The following is a 17,118-nucleotide window of genomic DNA, read 5'->3' as shown; positions in this document are numbered from 1 at the left end:
CGTCCTGCCGGGAGTGATCGATGCCAAAATCGGTTTTTCGGTTCCTGCAGCGGCAGCCGGAAGCGGTGCAGCTGGAGAACGACAGATATCTCCTGCGCCTGCCGCGCTACCAGGATTTCAACCAGTGGCACCGGCTGCGCGCTGACAGCCGCAAGTTCCTGGAACCCTGGGAGCCGACCTGGCGGCGCGACGAATTGACGGAAGGCGCCTACCGCGCCCGCGTCGTTCGCGGCAAGCAGGAATATGCCTCGGGCCAGGCGGTGCCGCTGTTCATTTTCCTGAAGGACGACATGACGCTCGTCGGCGGCGTCACCATTGGCTACATTAGACGGGGTGCGGCACAAAGCTGCATGATCGGCTACTGGATGGGCGAACGCCATGCCGGCCAGGGGCATATGTTCGCCGCCCTTCAATTGGTTATTCCTTACATCTTCGCCGGGCTTGAGTTGCACCGTATCGAAGCAGCCTGTATTCCAGATAACGCGCGCAGCATCCGTCTGCTTGAAAAAGCCGGGTTTCAACAGGAAGGCTATCTGCGCGGATATTTGAAGATCAACGGTCAGTGGCATGACCATGTGATGTTTTCACGTCTCGCCACCGATACGGATAAAGGCAGGAAAACCGACAGCTGATGACAAGAGACCGCATGCTGCCCAAGTCACCGTCCGGACGAGTGATCGCGGTGATCGCAGCCCTTTTCCTGGCGGCCTTCGCCTTCGCGGCGGGTGCTGCCCGGGCGGCCGAACCGGTAAAAATTTCCCGTGACGATACCGCGCTCGATCTGACGGCAACGACCGAGATCTACGCCAACCAGGGCGAAGCCTTCCAGGTTTCGACGGCGGCCGGCGCCGACGGCATCCGCCGCCGCATCGAGGTCAGGGCGAGCTCGGAGAACCATCAGGGCGACTGGGCGGTGTTTGCGCTTGCCAATGTCTCGGAAGAACAGCTCGAGCGCGTCATCGTCGCGCCGCATTTCCGTCTGGTCAATTCCAAGCTGTTCTGGCCGGACCTCGGTTCGCAGCGCATCAGCGCCATTACGCCGAGCGAAGGCTTCGCGCTCGATCGGCAGCCGAGCGATGAGGCCGACGTCTTCCGCATCACGCTGAACCCCGGCGCCGTCATCACCTTCGTTGCCGAACTGTCGACGCCGGAACTGCCGCAGATCTATCTCTGGGAACCGAACGCCTACAAGGATACGATCAACGCCTTCACGCTCTATCGCGGCATCGTGCTCGGCATTGCCGGCCTGCTCGCCGTGTTCCTGACCATCCTCTTCGTCGTCAAGGGCACCTCGATGCTGCCGGCGACGGCAGCACTCGCCTGGGCGGTGCTTGGCTATATCTGCGTCGATTTCGGTTTTCTCGGCAAGCTGATCAGCGTCGCCTCGGCCGACCAGCGAATATGGCGCGCCTGCGCCGAGGTGGCGCTGGCGTCGAGTTTCGTCATCTTCCTCTTCACCTATCTCAACCTCAACCGCTGGCATGCGCATCTCGGCTACGCAACACTTGCCTGGGTGCTCGGCCTTGCCCTGCTCTTCGGCGTGGCGATCTACGATCCGTCGATCGCCGCCGGCATCGCCAGGCTTTCCTTCGCGCTGACGGCGACGATGGGGCTGCTGCTGATCATCTATCTCGGCTTCAACCGCTACGACCGCGCCATCCTTTTGGTGCCGGCCTGGGCGCTGATCCTGGTCTGGCTGTTCGGGGCTTGGCTGACGGTCACCGGACGGCTCGACAATGACATCATCCAGCCCGCACTCGGCGGCGGTCTGGTGCTGATCGTGCTACTGATCGGCTTCACCGTCATGCAGCATGCTTTCGCCGGCGGCGCCTACCAGCAGGGGCTGTTTTCGGATCTCGAGCGGCAATCGCTGGCGCTGACCGGCTCCGGCGACATGGTGTGGGACTGGGACGTGGCGCGCGACCGCGTCGTCACCATTCCCGATGTCTCGATCAAGCTCGGCCTGTCGCCCGGCGCCATGCATGGCGCGGCGCGCAACTGGCTGCCGCGTCTGCATCCCGACGACCGCGACCGCTTCCGCGCCACGCTCGACGTGCTGCTCGAACACCGGCGCGGGCGGCTGAACCACGAGTTCCGCATCCGAGCCGAGGACGGGCATTTCCACTGGCTGTTGATCCGCGCCCGGCCGGTGCTCGGTTCGAACGGCGAGATCATCCGCTGCGTCGGCACGATCGTCGACGTGACCGAACAGAAGAATTCCGTCGAGCGGCTGCTGCACGATGCGCTGCACGACAATCTGACCGGCCTGCCGAACCGGCAGGTCTTTCTCGACCGGCTGCAGTCGGTGCTGGCGCTGGCGCCGGGCGGCGATACGCTGCGCCCGACGGTGATGGTGATCGATATCGACCGCTACAAGCTGGTCAATGATTCGCTCGGCGTTGCCGCCGGCGACAACATTCTCATCGCGCTGACGCGGCGGCTGCGCCGGCTGTTGAAACCGCAGGACACGCTGGCGCGGCTTGCCGGCGACCAGTTCGGCCTCATCCTGGTTTCCGAGCACAATCCGGCCAAGGTCGCCGATTTTGCCGATGCGATCAGCAAGGCGATCATGGTGCCGATCAACTTCGCCAATCGCGAGATCATCCTGACCGCCTCGGTCGGGCTTGCCTCCTGGGTCGACCGGCAGGAGAGCGCCACCGGCCTGCTCAGCGATGCGGAGCTTGCGATGTACCGGGCAAAACGGGCCGGCGGCAACCGTGTCGAGCCATTCCAGCCGGCCTTCCGCGACTTCGGCACCGACCGGCTGCAGCTGGAAACGGATCTGCGCCGCGCCATCGAACGCAAGGAATTGTCGATGGTCTACCAGCCGATCGCAAGGCTGGAGGATGTCGAGGTCGCCGGTTTCGAGGCGCTGATGCGCTGGGAACATCCCAAACGCGGCAATATCCCGCCATCCGAATTCATTCCGATCGCCGAGGCATCCGATCTTATCGGCCCGCTCGGCATGTTCGCTCTGGAGCAGGCGACCAACGATCTGATGAGCTGGCAGCACCAGACCGGCGAATTGCCGATCTTCGTCTCGATCAACCTGTCGAGCGTGCAGCTGCTCAACAACGAGCTCTATGACGACGTCCGTTCGGTTCTCGCCAAGACGCATTGCCAGCCCTCGCGCCTCAAGCTCGAACTGACGGAATCCATGGTGATGGAAAATCCGGAACAGGCGCGCCTCGTGCTGCAGAAGCTGAAGGAAGCCGGCATCGGCCTGGCGCTCGACGATTTCGGCACCGGATATTCGTCGCTCGCCTATCTCACCCGCTTCCCCTTCGACACGATCAAGCTCGACAAGGCCTTGGTGCGCGACAGCAGCGACAAGAAGGCGACCGTGCTCCGGTCGGTGATCGCGATGGCGCGCGAACTCGACATGAAGGTGGTGGCAGAGGGGATCGAATCCAACGAGGATGCGATCGAGCTTGCCAAGATGGGCTGCAACTACGGCCAGAGCTACCTTTTCGGCCCGCCGATCCCTTCGGAATCGGTGCTGCGGCTGCTGCGCGATCGGTTTCCGCTGACCAAACGGGCTTGAGCGGAACGGCTGGTCTCAGGGGTTTTCCCGGAATTAGGTAGAAATTGCCCAAGAGGCCGCCTTCGGCCCGAAGCGGTTATTGAAAAACGTATCGAGCAATACCAGCCAACAGTCAGCAAACTTTGGTTGAGTATTGCCAATCGCTTTCTTTGCAAAATTCATCCGACCATGAGATTGCCAGCGGTCACCAGGCGATCTATTGAAGAATCGAACTTAGAGGCGCGACATGAACAAATTTCCGAAGATTGCAGAACGGCGACGCTGAAGCTCTCAAGCTTCCACGCCCCTTATGCTATTCAAGGAAATGATCTATGTCCGTAAAATCGGCCGCACTCGCCGCGCTTGCTTCCGCATATGAACTGAACGGTCTCGAAGCCGGTCCCTGCGTCGTAAGGTCGGCCAGGCCCGAATTCGGTGACCTCCAATGCAACGACGTGATGCGGCTGGCGAAGTCCGCCGGGAAGAACCCGCGCCTGCTTGCCGCTGAAGTCGCCGAGGCGGCTCGGAGCGCTCTTTTCGAGGACGTGTCCGTCGCCGGTCCGGGATTCGTAAACTTCCGGCTGGCCGATGCAGTCGTCGCCGCCGAGGCAACCGCTATGCTGGCCGATCCGTCGCTCGCCGCTGAGAAGGCGGATCCGATGAGAACGGTCATTGACTTTGGCGGGCCCAACGTCGCCAAGGCGCTGCATGTCGGCCATCTGCGCTCCTTCGTTATCGGGGAGAGTCTGCGGCGCATCCTTGTGGAGATTGGCCACGACGTCCTCTCCGACATCCACCTCGGTGACTGGGGTCTGCAGATGGGCAAGCTGCTTTTGGGCGCTGCTCTGGCTGCCGGATGGAAGGCCGGTGATCTCACCTCCTTCATTGACCCCCTGGCATTCGAAGCCATGACCGTCGAGGAACTCGGCGCTCTCTACATGTCCGGCAACGCCGCCTGCGAGGACGAGGCTTTGCTTGCGCTGGCACGGATACTGACAACGAAGCTGCAGGACGGAGATCCGCTGCTGACCGCGGCATGGGCACGCATGCGGGCCATTTCGCTCGCGTCGATCTCCGACACGGCGGAGATGCTCGACGCGCATTTCGATCTGCTCCAAGGCGAGAGCGACGCTCATGCGGAGGTCGCACCGATGCTCGACGATCTCATGGCGCGCGGGCTGGCGCGGCAGAGCGAAGGCGCTCTTGTCATCGATGTCTCCGCTGACGGACTTCCGGACAATGTACCACCGCTGCTTCTGCGCAAGAGTGACGGGGCGGCCCTCTACGGCACCACCGACCTTGCGACGCTTCGGCAGCGAGTGCGCGAAATCGGTGCGCGGCAGATCGTTTACTGCACCGATGACCGTCAGGCGCTCCATATATCAAGCGTGTTCTCGGCGGCGCGGAAGGCGGGCTATGCCGAGGGCGTGGAACTGCGGCACGCGACCTTCGGTACCGTCCGCGGCAATGACGGCAGGCCCTTCAAGACCCGTGACGGATCCGCGGCCTCGCTAAGAGAAATGATCGACCTTGCGCTCACCAAGTCGTCGGAAAAAGTCGCCGACAGTCAGGCGGCCACGGTTGTGGGTCTCGGCGCGTTGAAGTTTGCCGATCTCTCCACGCCGAGGAGGACGGGCTACGTCTTCGACATTGACAAGATGGTATCGTCAGAGGGACGGACTGGACCCTATCTTCAATATGCCTATGCCCGGATCTGCTCGATCCTGGACAAGGCCGAAGAGGCCGGCATCACTCCAGCAGCCGACACGGTCTCGATCAGCCATCCGTCGGAGCGTGCCGTGCTGATCGAATGCCTCTGGTATCCGCACTCCCTCTCCGAGGCGGCGCGGCACCTCGAGCCATTCGAGATCGCCGATCGGGCGTACCAAGTGGCTGACGCATTCAGCCGCTTCTACACGGATTGCCCGGTGCTGAAGGCGGACGATCCGTCGGGGCGGCTCGCCACCTGCAAGCTGGTAGCGAGGGTCATCGGAAAATGCCTTGAGATTCTAGGAATTGGAACGGTGCGGAGGATGTAACAACTGCTGACGGCCCCTCTCACTGCTCACGTATGTTTTCTAAGCGGCCAATGCTTGGCCGGAGGGGTGGATATTGAGCATGCACTGGAACTAGGGGTGCATGTCGAGATTTGACATTGTGCGGCCCGCCATTCAGCGGGGCCGTACTGCTCGGCGCAAATGTTCTCGGCCTGAACTATTCGACCGAGCTGCTTTGCGCCCCCTTGTCGGCCACAGAGGGGATATTTGCCTTCGCCCGGAAGCTGACATTGCGGTGACCACCTGGAGTTCATAGTCGCGCCACAACCGGCCATTCCCGCAAGTTCTATGTGCGTCACGCCCGACTCGCCCGAACGCTGAGCCACCGATCATGGGGCTTTCCGACGCACAGACGTACCTCGCTGACGATCCAGCCGGCGTCTGTGAGTGCGGACCGCAGGGCAGACTCGCGCCAGTACGTCTCGACGTAGCGCCGGGGCGCTGCAGCACTGCCGTGTGTGGACACATCCTCGCCTTCGCCCTCTCTTACCGAGGCGTGCAATCGGCCACCGGTCCGGGTCGCCTCGGCAAGCCGTCCAAGCACTGTGCCGAAATCTTCGCGCGCGACATGAATCAGGCAGGCACAGGCCCAGATCCCGTCATACGGCGTGCCGGGACGCTGCGGGTCGGCCAAGTCTTCGGTCAGCGGGTCCAACAGGTCGGCTTCGAAGCCACTTTCGCGAAGCAGTCCGACGAAACCCTTTGCAATGTCGGTGCGCCGGACGCTCATTCCCCGCTTCTCAAGCTCAAGTGCATCTCGCCCGCCACCGCTTCCGATCTCCAGCACCCTGCCCGAGCCGCCCAGCTCGGTCACGAACGCATCGATCTCTGTCGCGACCCATTCGGGCATCGCCGCGGCCTCGGCAGCGTACTCCGCCGCGACCCTATCATAGGACCGCACGGTATCCAGGTCGGTGCTCATCCTAGCGCTCCTCCTTCAAGACAAGAGGCCTGATGAGCGAGAGGCCCATCAGCGCGTTGCGCCCTTCACACTTCGGCAGTTGGTGACATCGCGGGCGATTTGCTTCCGAGCTTTAGCAGAAATGCGGTCAGAGACACCACCGACCGAGCCAATGCTGCCGGGCGGCAATGCGCTCTCTTGTCGGTCGTTGAGTCCGGTTCCACGATGTCCCAGAAGCAGCCCTTCGGCTCAAACCGCCTCATCGTCGATGATGGGGCGGGGAACGGTCGCGACCAACGTCGCCTACCCAATAACATAGCTCTGTGGGCAAGAGGGTTGGTCGCAGACGGATTACGATTCCTTCGGTTTCCGATCCGGTGAGCCGCCATACTGAGCATAGGCGTCCAGCATCATTTGCGTATACTCACTCGTGCTAGAGGCTATCTCGCCCAGGCCCGGCCAGGCGAAAGGTATCGTGGACCAACTCGAGACAAGTTCAACCTCAAGACCTAGTCGTTCCGCTACAGCCAAAGCCTGAACGGGGTCCTTGCCCTCGGGCCAAAAATCGTCTTCAAGAGCAATCCAGACGCCATCGTCATCGACACTGATTTCAGCCTGAAGAGCGCCCAGCCTCTCGCTGATGTTGGTAGCGTCATCAAGCAAAGCGCAGCGGATGAGAAGAATGATCTTCTCTTCATTCAGGTCGCGCTTGGGCCTGCCATCGACAATCCGGGAATCGGGCTCGTCTCTATCCACGGCACCGTCAGTTTTCACCGGGAGGAAAGACTTGCCGTCATCATCAGACCAGAATGGCGTGTCAAAGATGTCGAGAGGCGATGCCCCGCATCCCGGGCAATGCCAGAGGTTCTGAGCGATCTGGGCGCCGGTGATCTTTCCATCGCAATGTAGACAGAACCACACGGCCGACTCGCCGCGGCCTAGCGGATGTCGAACCACACCACTAAGGTCAGGTTTGGTAGACCGTCGAGGCCAATCGGCAGAGATTTCCGCGCGAACCTGAAGAGCCCGATCTCTGGCCAGACTGAGTGCTTTCTGCAAGAATTCTGGATCAAGGACAGGGCATTCCGCTTCCTGATCCGCAAATGTCTCAACGATCGGGGGCACGCCAGGGTTCTCTGGCACTCTGATGCTCCATCCTTCACCTGCTATAATGACGTCGTGAAAAACCTCTTGAAGCCGATATGCATGATCCCCAATCATGCCTTGTTCGGCTTGTTCGAGGTATGCGAAGCGCCGGTTCATGGTTTCGGGATCACCGTTCCGGAAGGTTGCCGCCGGGAGGGGGCGCTTGACGAAGGCTTCGAGGCCCGCCATTTGTTCGGTAGCGATCTGCCAACCTTTCTTGCTGGCAGCGATGAGCTTGGTCCAGTGAGGGAAACCCAGTTCCCCCGCAATCAGGTCAAGGGCCTGATGTTGCGCGATCCTGTTTGCGCGCGCGTATCGCTTTGCCAGAGCCTTAAGTCTGCGAAATTCATTTGTTTCGGTCATTATCCAAATCCTGGATTGATCCGACCATGTGCCCGCTAATGGCCAGACCCATGCCCGTTGGCATGGAGTGACACTTTTAGAATTTAAACGCTGACATAGCTTTGCGTGGCGGGCACACCGGCCCGCGTGTAGGGCCGTGCTCTGTATGCCAAGCCTGACGATAGCGGTCAAGCCTATCTATATTTGCTCATAGCAATCAGGCGCAACGTGCCGGCTCCTGACCCGCATTTCGGAACCGCAACATCTGAGCACTTATGAAAGAATGTGGCGCGCGGGATAAGCTGGGATGGAGCAACAGCTAGGGGTCGGCAACGGCCGGTCTACAAAGCGCCCTATCCGGCTATAGCGGTGGCTAAAGAGAAATGTGCAATAAAACCGGACTGCAATCATGGAGTGGGGGTAATGGAATCTGCTATACTTTCGAGTAGAGGAAACAAAGATGGGTCGCTTCCCCACACCGTCTGAAATGATGCGGGTCAGGCGCCCTTATCTTTATTCAGATAGCGATTGCACTGACGCCTATAGGCTGAGCGAATCCGAGCTGAGCCACCATCTGGACACGCTCACCGATCGCAACCAGCACAAGGATTTCGAAATCTTCTGCCGCAAATTGAGCGAGCGGGAACTTTGCCCCAACTTGCGCCCCCAAACAGGGCCGGAAGGCGGGGGAGATGGCAAGGTGGACACCGAGACCTATCCGGTTGATGAGCGAATTTCAGAACGTTGGTTTGTTGGCGACGGTAAAAGCGGCACAGAGCGATGGGGATTTGCATTCAGCGCAAAGAAAGCCTGGTCCGATAAGGTGCGTTCCGATGTCAAAGGGATCGTTGGAACAGAGCGTGGCTATGACCGGATAATCTTCTTTACAAACCACCCGGCACGCCAGCGTGATCGTCTGCGAATAGAAGACGAATTGAATCAGGAACATGGCGTTAAGGTCACAATTCTTGACCGGGAGTGGATTATTGACCGCATATTTTCCCATGGTCATAAAGACCTCGCCTACGAGCACTTGAAAGCCGGAGAACATCAACCCGACAACATCAAGCTCGGACCGAGAGATTTCAAGCGCCAGCAGGCACTGGATGAACTAGAAGCCGGCCTGAAAAAACTGGGCTCAACCGCTCAAGAGCAGACGCAGGCGGTCTCCGATACATTTGAAGCTGCACGGCTCTCAAGAGAACTCGAAAGGCCTCGGTTTGAGACAGAAGGTCGCTTTAAGCGAGCAATTGACCACGCAAAGAAATACGGCGCGAGCTACCAGCATCTACGGGCGGTGTACGAGCATGCCTGGACGGCGTTTTGGTGGTTCGATGATATCGAGACCATTGAGGATAAATACGAACAGGTCGAGGCCATTGCCTTTGCGAGTGGGCACGCCGTCCACATCAGCAAAGTCTGCAATCTCCATCAGCTTTTGGTGGGCAGGGTCTTCCAAGGTCATGAAACCCCCGAAGAATTATCCTTTGCTGATAGGTCAAAACGGCTGAAGGAAAAGCTTTTAGAACTCGCTGCCGATGAAACCCGCCCCAACAATGCCTTGCATGCGGAGACGCTGCTTGTCTTTCACCGTATGAGTGAAATGTCCCTTTCCGGGGAGCGGGAAAATCTGGACGAAATTTGGCAGGCCCTCTGCGGGATCATCGATAGAGCAGAGGGCTTGGCAGAGTTTCCGGCTGATTTGCTGGAAACCATGGTCGAGGCAATTGGTGGAAGCGCACCAGATAGCAAAGCTTTCGATACCCTGGTCGAAAAGCTTGCGGAATTCATGGCCGAGCGGAGCAAAGAGATTAAGGCTGGAAGCCTCTATTTGCAGCAAGGTGAACGCAAGCTCGCTGCTGAAAAACCTGTTGACGGCATAAAATGGCTTGGCCGTGCCGTCATACATCTTTCGAAAGACGAAAGCAGGGAGGATCAGGCCAAGGCGCTCTATTACTTGGCGGTAGGCTATCGCGGGGCCGGTCTTCGCTGGGCAGCCCGCGCTGCTGCTCTGGCTTCAATCATCCAGTATTTGGCGTTGTCAGAAACTGAGGGAGATTTGCGGGTCGAAACGATCCCGGCGCTAAACCTGTTCGCAATGCTGTCTTTGCAGCTGGGCCATATCATGGATGTCCTCAGCGCCATTCGCTTTCTACAGGCTATCGGAAGCAATGCTCCGCTGGATGATGAGAGCGGGGATAGGCTGAAGAACCAGATCAGTCAGTTCGATCAGTTGCTCGCTTGCCTGCTCATAATTCAGCCGCCCGAAGAAATCCGCAGATTGGAAAGCTTGCCCGATGTTCTGGACGGGTTGACGCTGTTTTCAGCACGTGTGGCTCTGCTCTACCGCCTCGGACACATTGATGAGCTGAAGGCGGACGGTTCAATTCCCGAAGAGACAGACGATCACGAAATCCATGAAATGATGACGTTCCTGGCCTCACAGCCTGCATGTGGCAGCCTCCCGAACAAAGTCGTACTCTTTGATGAGGCGTTCAGCGGCGTTCGAACCAAAATACTGGGCGTGGAGATTAAAATCGAGGCCTCGAACACGCTTGAAGGGGTTCTACAGGCCGAAACGTATGCCGCAGCATTTGAGGGATTTGCGGCAACACTGCTCAATGCCGGGGCGTTTCCACATACAGAAAAGTTCAGGGTTCGGATTCGGCAGCTAGACAACATTCAGGAAGCATCGGTCGCCGAAGATGATGATTTCATGATGGAGGTTTGTGTCCCGGCGGATTGGCGGCTTGCTGAAATAGGCAATATCGGGAAGTACAACAAACACCTCATTTTCTCCTGCATCCATGCCTTGACGAGCGTGGCTATGCTGCGCGATGCCGCCGATACCATCGAAGAATTGGTGAGAACCGAGAACGTGTTCGAGCGCGCCACATTGTTTTGCCGTGCCGGGATTTCCAGAAACAGAGTTTTCGGAACCCATGCAGGCCGTATTTCCGATTGGGGTGACTACATCATTCAGAAATTTCCAATGGCACCGGATGCGCCTGCGAGGCCAGCAGCAATAGAACTACCGGCGCTCGAAGGCGACGATGAAGAAGAGGTGCCGCAGGTTTTCGGTGAAATTCGCAGCCACAGTGATGTGGTCGTTCGAGCAATCATCAATCCACGGCTTTGGGACGCTGCTGAGTGGAAAGGTATGATGTACGGCGTGACAGTGCCGGGCCAACCGCCGTTTCTTGGCTTGATATTTGCAAATTCATCAAAGGGCGAAGCAATTTTCAAGGACTGGCATGCCCGTTTCGGCAGAGAAGACAGCCAAGATCAAATTCATATTTCGGTCATCAAAGGCATAGATCGCCAGAACCCGTTTCATTACAGAGGGCACATTACACAGGGCTTCGACACGCTGTCAGGAGAACCCGGGAAGGTATTCGTCAATACCTCCCGTATGAATACTATGATGGTGGATAATCATCGGAACCTTGAGATGTTCTTCGAACACATGAAGGCCTGCGGAGCTTATTTTCTCGTTCCCGCTGTTTTTGGTGAGTCGGGCCTGCCGGAACTTCGCATGGAACTTGCGATCCTCAAGCAAAAATTCCATGTGCGGGAAGCCTGGCAGATCGGTCCGCATGACGTCGATATGGTGGCCGTACGGTCGGACGACGATGTTATCATACCGGAAGGGGAGACCGCTCCACCTGTTCACGAGCTTGCCAAATTCCGCGAGAAACTGCGTCGGAAAGGGTGAGATCTGGAACATTGAGGAGCACTCGATGACGAAGCATCGCATCTATTCAGTCAGCGTCGCGAGCGTCTATCCCCACTATGTCGCCAAGGCAGAGAAGAAGGGGCGCACGAAGACGGAGGTCGATGAAATCATCTGTTGGCTGACGGGGCATAGCCAGCAGAGCCTGGACGATCAGTTGGCTGAGAAGACCAACTTCGAGGATTTCTTTGCGCAAGCGCCTCGGATGAATCCTTCCCGATCGTCGATTACGGGCGTGATCTGCGGCGTGCGCGTGGAAGACATCCAGGAGACGACGATGCGGGAAATCCGCTATCTGGACAAATTGATCGACGAACTCGCCAAGGGGAAAGCGATGGAGAAAATCCTGCGCAAATAGCCGGAAAACCGTGTCGCTGCAGTACCCGCGATCTCGTCCAGGAATGACGAATGTTCACCGGCGCGGAGCAAGACCATCGAGCAGGAAGTCGAGGCCCTTCCTGAAAGCGCCGTCCCAATCATTATCCAGCAGCAGACGAGAGCGTTCGATCGTCGGGTAGTGTTGGCTGAGACCTGTCAGGCGCTGCTGCGCGGCCGCCCTGTCGTCGTCCGAGAGGTCGAAGTTCGCCCGGGTGATGGTCGCGCCGATCACATAGTTCCAGAGCGACCAGATCGCGACGTTTAAATCCGCATCGGTGACACCGGCTCCGGACAAGGTCTTGCTCAGCAGTTCCAGACGAATGAGGATGTTCGGGCCGAGCGCCCGGCGCGGCAGCAGCGATGCCGACCAGGGATGGCGCAGCATGCTGGCGCGCCAGTCTTCGAGCATATGAACGATTTCCCCGCGCCAGTCTCGAGACTCGACGATTTCAGGCGGGCCGCGATATTCGAGCACCGAATCCAGCGCCAGATCGAAGACCTCCTCCTTGTTGTCGACGTGCCAATAGAGGCTCATCGCGCCCGCGCCGAGGCGATCGGCCAGCCGACGCATCTTCAATCCATCGACGCCCTCGGCGTCCAGCAGATCCACCGCAGTCGCCACGATCCGTTCCAGCGAGAGAGGCGGTTCACTGCGCGGCTCCTGCCCGGACTGAGGTGACGCACCTCTCCGTCCAGACCCTTTGCTCTCAGCACCGCTGCGTTTGGATGCCATTCGTCTCCCTTTACTCATCAGACGTCGATCTAAGCCGACAATGCTGGGAATGTCGATCCCGACCGATTGACTCGTACGGCGTACGATGCAATTTAATCGTACGCCGTACGAGTCCTATCATATGGCGATAAGATTCCATCCTGCAGGCCGCGAGGCTCCGTCGCTCGCAGTCCTGAGAAGCCGAGAGAAAATCATGTCAATCAAACATCTCATTATCGCAGGACTCATCATGACCATCAGCGTTCCCACCGCGGCGACAGCCAATGAGCACGATCTCAAGCTGACCATCGTCAATCCGAAAAACCTCTACGACCCCTCGCCGAATGGCTACAGCACGGCGGTGATCGTGCCGCGCCAAGGCCGGCTGGCCTACATCTCAGGACAGGGCGGCCAGGATAGCACGGGCGTCTTATCGCCCGACTTCGCCGTCCAGGTGAAGCAGGCCTATGCGAATTTGCGCACCGCCCTCGATGCGCTCGGCGCAAGGCCGGATCAGGTCGCCAAGCTCACGGTCTTCGTGGTCGATCACGATATGTCCAAGCTCGAGGTACTGACCAGGAACGTCAAGGACATGTTCGGCGAAGCATTGCCGGCGCAGACGCTGATTCCCGTTCCCAAGCTTGCCATCGACCCCATGCTCTTCGAGGTCGAAGCCGTCGTCATTCTGGAATAGGAGTGGCGCCGAATCGACATAATTTCGGATTTTCCGGGTGGCGCGCCAACATCTGCTTGGCGCGCCACCCTTCCCTTTTGTGAGTGGCCATTGACCAACGGCCTGCGATGTGCGTCTCTCATTGCTTGCACAAGGAAAATCCCATGCTCAAGTTTCTGCTCGCCCTCTCGATGGGTGTTTTTTGCGTATCGCCGCTTCAGGCCGCTGAGATCACTCCGGTCACCAAAAGCTGCCAGCCGGGGGCAAAACAGGCGCAATGCGAGCGATGGGTCACGGATATCAAGAAAGCCGTCGCGCTGGCCTATAAAGGCGACCACGGGGCGCAGAGAACCATAGCCTTCTGCCTCTCCACCGGTTGCCATGGTGCTGTCGCCATCGACAAGGTCGCCTCCTGCAGCTGGCATCTCGTCATCGCCAATTCCGGCTCTACGACAGTGCTCGACAGTTCAAACACCAGGAACACCTGCCGGCCGATGACGGCGGCTGAGAAAGACGAATCCCGCGCGCTGGCGAGCGATCTCGTCCAGAGGATCTACAAGCGGCCCATGGTTAAGACCGACCAGATGTAATCTGCCGGCTCGCGGCTTGCGGCGCAACGCCTGCGTGAAAATAAATCTCATTGCTCTCCCGGCTTTCGCCGCTATTCTCCACCCAAAGAAAATCGGGAGGACCACTGATGATCCTGCACTGCGTATTCCTGCGGCTGAAGACCGCGGTGACGGCGGACGACAAGCAGTCGCTGTTTGCGGCGATCGTTGCCCTGAAACAGCTCATTCCCGGCATATTGGATATCAAATACGGACCGAATGTTTCGCCCGAGGGACTGCATGGCGGCTTCGTCGACGGGTTTGCCGTGACCTTTGAAAGCGCCGAAGCCCGCGACGCCTATCTCATCCATCCCGAGCATGTGACCGTGGGCGAGCGCATCGCCTCGTCGACGGATGGAGGCCTTGCCGGCATCCTGGTCTTCGACCTTAATTTGTGAGGGCCGCAGGACAAACCTGCAGCCCTCGATTTCCTCAGCTCGATTTCGCCATGGCGGCGGCGAGCTGGTCGACATTGTACTTGAACATCTTCTCATAGGTCGGCGCCGGCCCCTTGGCGTCGGAAAGCGATTCGACATAGAGCTCGCCGCCGGGCTCGGCCCCGGTTGCCTTGGCGACCTGCTTGACCAGGCGCGGGTCGTTGGAATTCTCGAAGAAATAGGCCTTCACGTGCTCGCCCTTGATCTGCTCGATCAGCTTGGCGACGTCGGCGGCCGATGCCTCGCTTTCGGTGGACAGACCGAGCGGCGCCAGGAAGCTGACATTATATTCGCGGCCGAAATAGCCGAAAGCGTCATGGCTGGTCAGCACCTTGCGGCGATCGTCGGCCACCTTGTCGAATTTCGCGTGGGCATAGGCGTTCAGTTCGTCCAGCGTCCTGGTGTACTTCTCGGCATTGGCCTTGAAGGCGGCGGCGTCCGCGGGATCGGCCGATGACAGCGCCTTTTCGATATTGGCGACCCAGATCTTGACGTTGACGGGGCTGTTCCAGACATGCGGATCGGTGATTTTTTCGCCGTCCTCTTCCATGGTGCGGGTGTTGATGCCTTCGGAAACGGTGACCGGCTTGCCCTTATAGCCCGAGGCGGTGATCAGCCGGTCCATCCAGCCTTCCAGCCCCTCGCCGCTGACGAAGGTCACTTGAGCCGCGTTCAAATTCTTCGCGTCGGCCGGCGACGGCTCGAATTCATGGGGATCGCCGTTCGGCCCGACGAGGCTCGTCACCTTGACGTGCTCGCCGCCGACCTGCTTGACGACGTCGGCAAGCACGGTGAAGGAGGCCACAACCTTCAGCGTTTCGGCGGAAGCGGGCACGGCCGACAGCGCCATCAAAGCGGGGATTGCTGCGGAGAGAAGCAGTCTGTGCGGTGTCATCGAAGTCTCCTTGGGATCAGCCCTTCAAATGCGGGCGGGGAAAGAAGCGCCGGGCCAGGCCGGAGGGCGCGAAAAGAATAGAAAAGCCGTAGAGGACCGCCGCCGTCATGATGATCGTCGGGCCGGAGGCGAGTTCGAGATGGTAGGAGGCGATCAGGCCGAGATAGCCGGATGCGGCGGCACTGACGGCTGCTATCGCCATCATGACAGGCAGACTGCGCGACCAGAGCTGAGCGACGGCCGCCGGCAGCATCATCAGGCCGACCGCCATCAGCGTGCCGAGCGCCTGGAAGCTGGCGACGAGGTTCAGCACCACCAGCAGCAGGAAGAGCACATGATAGACCGGCCCACGCCCGCCGACGGCGCGAAGGAACCCCGGATCGAAACATTCGGCGACCAGCGCCCGGTAGATGAAGGCGAGGATGACGAGGGTCAGCGAGGTGATGGCGCCGATCAGATAAAGGGCGGGAGCATCGATCGCCAGGATGGTGCCGAAGAGCACATGCAGGAGATCGATATTCGAGCCGCGCAGCGAGACGATCAGCACGCCGAGCGCCAGCGAGGCGAGATAGAAGCTGGCAAAGCTCGCATCCTCCTGCAGCACGGTCATGCGGCTGACGGCGCCGGACAGCAGCGCCACCGACAGGCCGGCGATGAGGCCGCCGAGGCCCATCGCCGTCAGCGACAGGGAGCCGGCGACGAGGTAACCGATCGCGGCCCCCGGCAGCACGGCATGGCTCATCGCATCACCCATCAGGCTCATGCGCCGCAGCATCAGGAAGACGCCGATCGGACCCGAGCCGAGCCCGAGGCAGAGGCAGGCGATGAGCGCGCGGCGCATGAAACCGTAATCGGCAAAGGGTGCGAGGAAGAGATCGTAAGCCGTCATGCCGCCGGCGCCTCTTCGGGTGCGCAGGCATTCGCATCCTCATCCCAGCGCTCGGCCATGGCGCGGGCCTTCAGGAGATTGACGGAGGACATGACGTCTGCGGTCGCACCCCAGCCGACCAGCTCGCGGGCGAGCAGCAGGGTTTGCGGGAAATGGGCGCGAACGAGCTCGAAATCGTGCAGCACGGCGATCACCGTGCGGCCTTCGCCATGCCAGCGGGTGACAATATCGACGAGGTCCCTGGTCGTGCGGGCATCGATTGCCGTAAACGGCTCGTCGAGCAGGATGATGCCGGCATCCTGCAGAAGCAGCCGGGCAAAGAGCACACGCTGGAACTGGCCGGCCGACAGCGAGCCGACATGGCGGCGGCCAAAGCCCTCGAGCCCGACGGCGGAGAGCGCCTCGCCTGCCCTCTTCACCTCACTGGCCGCGATGCGGCCGAAGGCGCCCGTCTTCTTCCAGGCGCCGAGCATGACGGTGTCGATCACCGAGATCGGAAAGCGCCGGTCGATCTCGGCGGCCTGCGGAAGATAGCCGAATTCCGCCCGCCCCAGCCGGTGCTCGACTCTGCCTTCGGCGGGGCGAAGCTCGCCCATGATCGCCTTCAGCAGCGTCGACTTGCCCGCCCCATTCGGCCCGGCAATCGCCGTCAGGCTGCCTGAGGCGAAGGCGCCGGAGACATGATGGACGGCGGGGTGCCTGTTATAGGCGACGGTCAGATTCTCGAGACGGATCAGCGGCGTCATGGCAGCAGAACCGCCCAGTGGATCGCCAGCCAGAGAAGCGCAATGACCAGCGCCATGCCGATCACCCTTGAAAAAGCC

Annotated in this window: 14 protein-coding genes; 8 read left to right on the top strand and 6 right to left on the bottom strand. The window is 59.8% G+C overall.

Annotated features, from left to right (window positions below; all coding sequences use genetic code 11):
• The first annotated feature begins 20 nt into the window (after positions 1–20).
• The 3 genes from GR198_RS33955 to argS all read left to right on the top strand — a co-directional run bounded on the left by GR198_RS33955 (position 21) and on the right by argS (position 5,562).
• Positions 21–632, top strand: coding sequence for a GNAT family N-acetyltransferase (locus tag GR198_RS33955; protein WP_164026256.1), 612 nt, complete (start codon positions 21–23; stop codon positions 630–632).
• A complete protein-coding gene (locus GR198_RS33950) occupies positions 632–3,544 on the top strand; it encodes a sensor domain-containing phosphodiesterase (RefSeq protein WP_164070380.1) in 2,913 nt (970 codons plus the stop codon). The genes GR198_RS33955 and GR198_RS33950 overlap by 1 nt, the downstream gene beginning before the upstream one ends.
• Positions 3,545–3,855: 311 nt before the next feature.
• Entirely contained in the window at positions 3,856–5,562 is a 1,707-nt protein-coding gene (gene argS / locus GR198_RS33945; RefSeq protein WP_164036955.1) for an arginine--tRNA ligase, read from the top strand.
• Between the two features lie 313 nt (positions 5,563–5,875).
• On the opposite strand, the gene GR198_RS33940 is transcribed toward argS, so the two are convergent.
• Together GR198_RS33940 and GR198_RS33935 are read right to left on the bottom strand one after the other, a co-directional pair.
• Positions 5,876–6,502, bottom strand: a complete 627-nt coding sequence (locus GR198_RS33940) for a class I SAM-dependent methyltransferase (RefSeq protein WP_164070379.1) — start codon at positions 6,500–6,502, stop codon at positions 5,876–5,878.
• A gap of 330 nt (positions 6,503–6,832) precedes the next feature.
• Positions 6,833–7,990 carry a hypothetical protein gene (locus tag GR198_RS33935; protein WP_164070378.1) on the bottom strand — a complete coding sequence of 386 codons (1,158 nt, stop codon included), beginning with the start codon at positions 7,988–7,990 and terminating at the stop codon, positions 6,833–6,835.
• Between the two features lie 439 nt (positions 7,991–8,429).
• Between GR198_RS33935 and GR198_RS33930 the strand changes: the two genes are divergently transcribed.
• Both GR198_RS33930 and GR198_RS33925 read left to right on the top strand, forming a co-directional pair.
• The gene (locus tag GR198_RS33930) at positions 8,430–11,684 is read left to right on the top strand and encodes a hypothetical protein (RefSeq protein ID WP_164070377.1); all 3,255 of its coding nucleotides are present in this window, start codon (positions 8,430–8,432) and stop codon (positions 11,682–11,684) included.
• Positions 11,685–11,709: 25 nt separating this feature from the next.
• Positions 11,710–12,060, top strand: coding sequence for a DUF2200 domain-containing protein (locus tag GR198_RS33925; RefSeq protein ID WP_164070376.1), 351 nt, complete (start codon positions 11,710–11,712; stop codon positions 12,058–12,060).
• A gap of 54 nt (positions 12,061–12,114) precedes the next feature.
• On the opposite strand, the gene GR198_RS33920 is transcribed toward GR198_RS33925, so the two are convergent.
• The gene (locus tag GR198_RS33920; RefSeq protein ID WP_164070375.1) at positions 12,115–12,813 is read right to left on the bottom strand and encodes a TetR/AcrR family transcriptional regulator; all 699 of its coding nucleotides are present in this window, start codon (positions 12,811–12,813) and stop codon (positions 12,115–12,117) included.
• Positions 12,814–13,006: 193 nt separating this feature from the next.
• Between GR198_RS33920 and GR198_RS33915 the strand changes: the two genes are divergently transcribed.
• From GR198_RS33915 to GR198_RS33905, 3 genes are all read left to right on the top strand, one after another.
• The gene (locus GR198_RS33915; protein WP_164070374.1) at positions 13,007–13,486 is read left to right on the top strand and encodes a RidA family protein; all 480 of its coding nucleotides are present in this window, start codon (positions 13,007–13,009) and stop codon (positions 13,484–13,486) included.
• A 143-nt stretch (positions 13,487–13,629) separates the two neighbouring features.
• Positions 13,630–14,055: a hypothetical protein gene (locus GR198_RS33910; protein WP_164026235.1), complete on the top strand. Its 426-nt coding sequence runs from the start codon at positions 13,630–13,632 to the stop codon at positions 14,053–14,055.
• A gap of 107 nt (positions 14,056–14,162) precedes the next feature.
• Positions 14,163–14,471, top strand: coding sequence for a Dabb family protein (locus tag GR198_RS33905; protein ID WP_164070373.1), 309 nt, complete (start codon positions 14,163–14,165; stop codon positions 14,469–14,471).
• Between the two features lie 34 nt (positions 14,472–14,505).
• Here GR198_RS33905 and GR198_RS33900 read toward each other — a convergent pair whose 3' ends face one another.
• The 3 genes from GR198_RS33900 to GR198_RS33890 are packed head-to-tail and all read right to left on the bottom strand — an operon-like array spanning position 14,506 to position 17,040.
• Positions 14,506–15,405, bottom strand: coding sequence for a metal ABC transporter solute-binding protein, Zn/Mn family (locus GR198_RS33900; RefSeq protein ID WP_130786540.1), 900 nt, complete (start codon positions 15,403–15,405; stop codon positions 14,506–14,508).
• A gap of 16 nt (positions 15,406–15,421) precedes the next feature.
• Complete coding sequence (locus GR198_RS33895; protein ID WP_164070372.1) at positions 15,422–16,294, bottom strand: metal ABC transporter permease; 873 nt, start codon at positions 16,292–16,294, stop codon at positions 15,422–15,424.
• Positions 16,291–17,040: a metal ABC transporter ATP-binding protein gene (locus tag GR198_RS33890; RefSeq protein ID WP_164070371.1), complete on the bottom strand. Its 750-nt coding sequence runs from the start codon at positions 17,038–17,040 to the stop codon at positions 16,291–16,293. Before GR198_RS33890 ends, GR198_RS33895 begins: the two co-directional genes overlap by 4 nt.
• Positions 17,041–17,118 lie beyond the last annotated feature (78 nt).

The organism is Rhizobium leguminosarum, from assembly GCF_010668065.1.
Taxonomy (GTDB): Bacteria; Pseudomonadota; Alphaproteobacteria; order Rhizobiales; family Rhizobiaceae; genus Rhizobium; species Rhizobium leguminosarum_S.
The sequence above is the reverse complement of the archived record's forward strand: the minus strand, read 5'-3'. Positions and strand labels throughout refer to the sequence as shown.

What these genes read in the sequence shown, in the direction of transcription:
- GR198_RS33955 (WP_164026256.1), top strand. Translation starts at nt 21, where the DNA reads ATGCCAAAATCGGTTTTTCGGTTCCTGCAGCGGCAGCCGGAAGCGGTG.
- GR198_RS33950 (WP_164070380.1), top strand. Translation starts at nt 632, where the DNA reads ATGACAAGAGACCGCATGCTGCCCAAGTCACCGTCCGGACGAGTGATC.
- argS (WP_164036955.1), top strand. Translation starts at nt 3,856, where the DNA reads ATGTCCGTAAAATCGGCCGCACTCGCCGCGCTTGCTTCCGCATATGAA.
- GR198_RS33940 (WP_164070379.1), bottom strand. Translation starts at nt 6,502, where the DNA reads ATGAGCACCGACCTGGATACCGTGCGGTCCTATGATAGGGTCGCGGCG.
- GR198_RS33935 (WP_164070378.1), bottom strand. Translation starts at nt 7,990, where the DNA reads ATGACCGAAACAAATGAATTTCGCAGACTTAAGGCTCTGGCAAAGCGA.
- GR198_RS33930 (WP_164070377.1), top strand. Translation starts at nt 8,430, where the DNA reads ATGGGTCGCTTCCCCACACCGTCTGAAATGATGCGGGTCAGGCGCCCT.
- GR198_RS33925 (WP_164070376.1), top strand. Translation starts at nt 11,710, where the DNA reads ATGACGAAGCATCGCATCTATTCAGTCAGCGTCGCGAGCGTCTATCCC.
- GR198_RS33920 (WP_164070375.1), bottom strand. Translation starts at nt 12,813, where the DNA reads ATGGCATCCAAACGCAGCGGTGCTGAGAGCAAAGGGTCTGGACGGAGA.
- GR198_RS33915 (WP_164070374.1), top strand. Translation starts at nt 13,007, where the DNA reads ATGTCAATCAAACATCTCATTATCGCAGGACTCATCATGACCATCAGC.
- GR198_RS33910 (WP_164026235.1), top strand. Translation starts at nt 13,630, where the DNA reads ATGCTCAAGTTTCTGCTCGCCCTCTCGATGGGTGTTTTTTGCGTATCG.
- GR198_RS33905 (WP_164070373.1), top strand. Translation starts at nt 14,163, where the DNA reads ATGATCCTGCACTGCGTATTCCTGCGGCTGAAGACCGCGGTGACGGCG.
- GR198_RS33900 (WP_130786540.1), bottom strand. Translation starts at nt 15,405, where the DNA reads ATGACACCGCACAGACTGCTTCTCTCCGCAGCAATCCCCGCTTTGATG.
- GR198_RS33895 (WP_164070372.1), bottom strand. Translation starts at nt 16,294, where the DNA reads ATGACGGCTTACGATCTCTTCCTCGCACCCTTTGCCGATTACGGTTTC.
- GR198_RS33890 (WP_164070371.1), bottom strand. Translation starts at nt 17,040, where the DNA reads ATGACGCCGCTGATCCGTCTCGAGAATCTGACCGTCGCCTATAACAGG.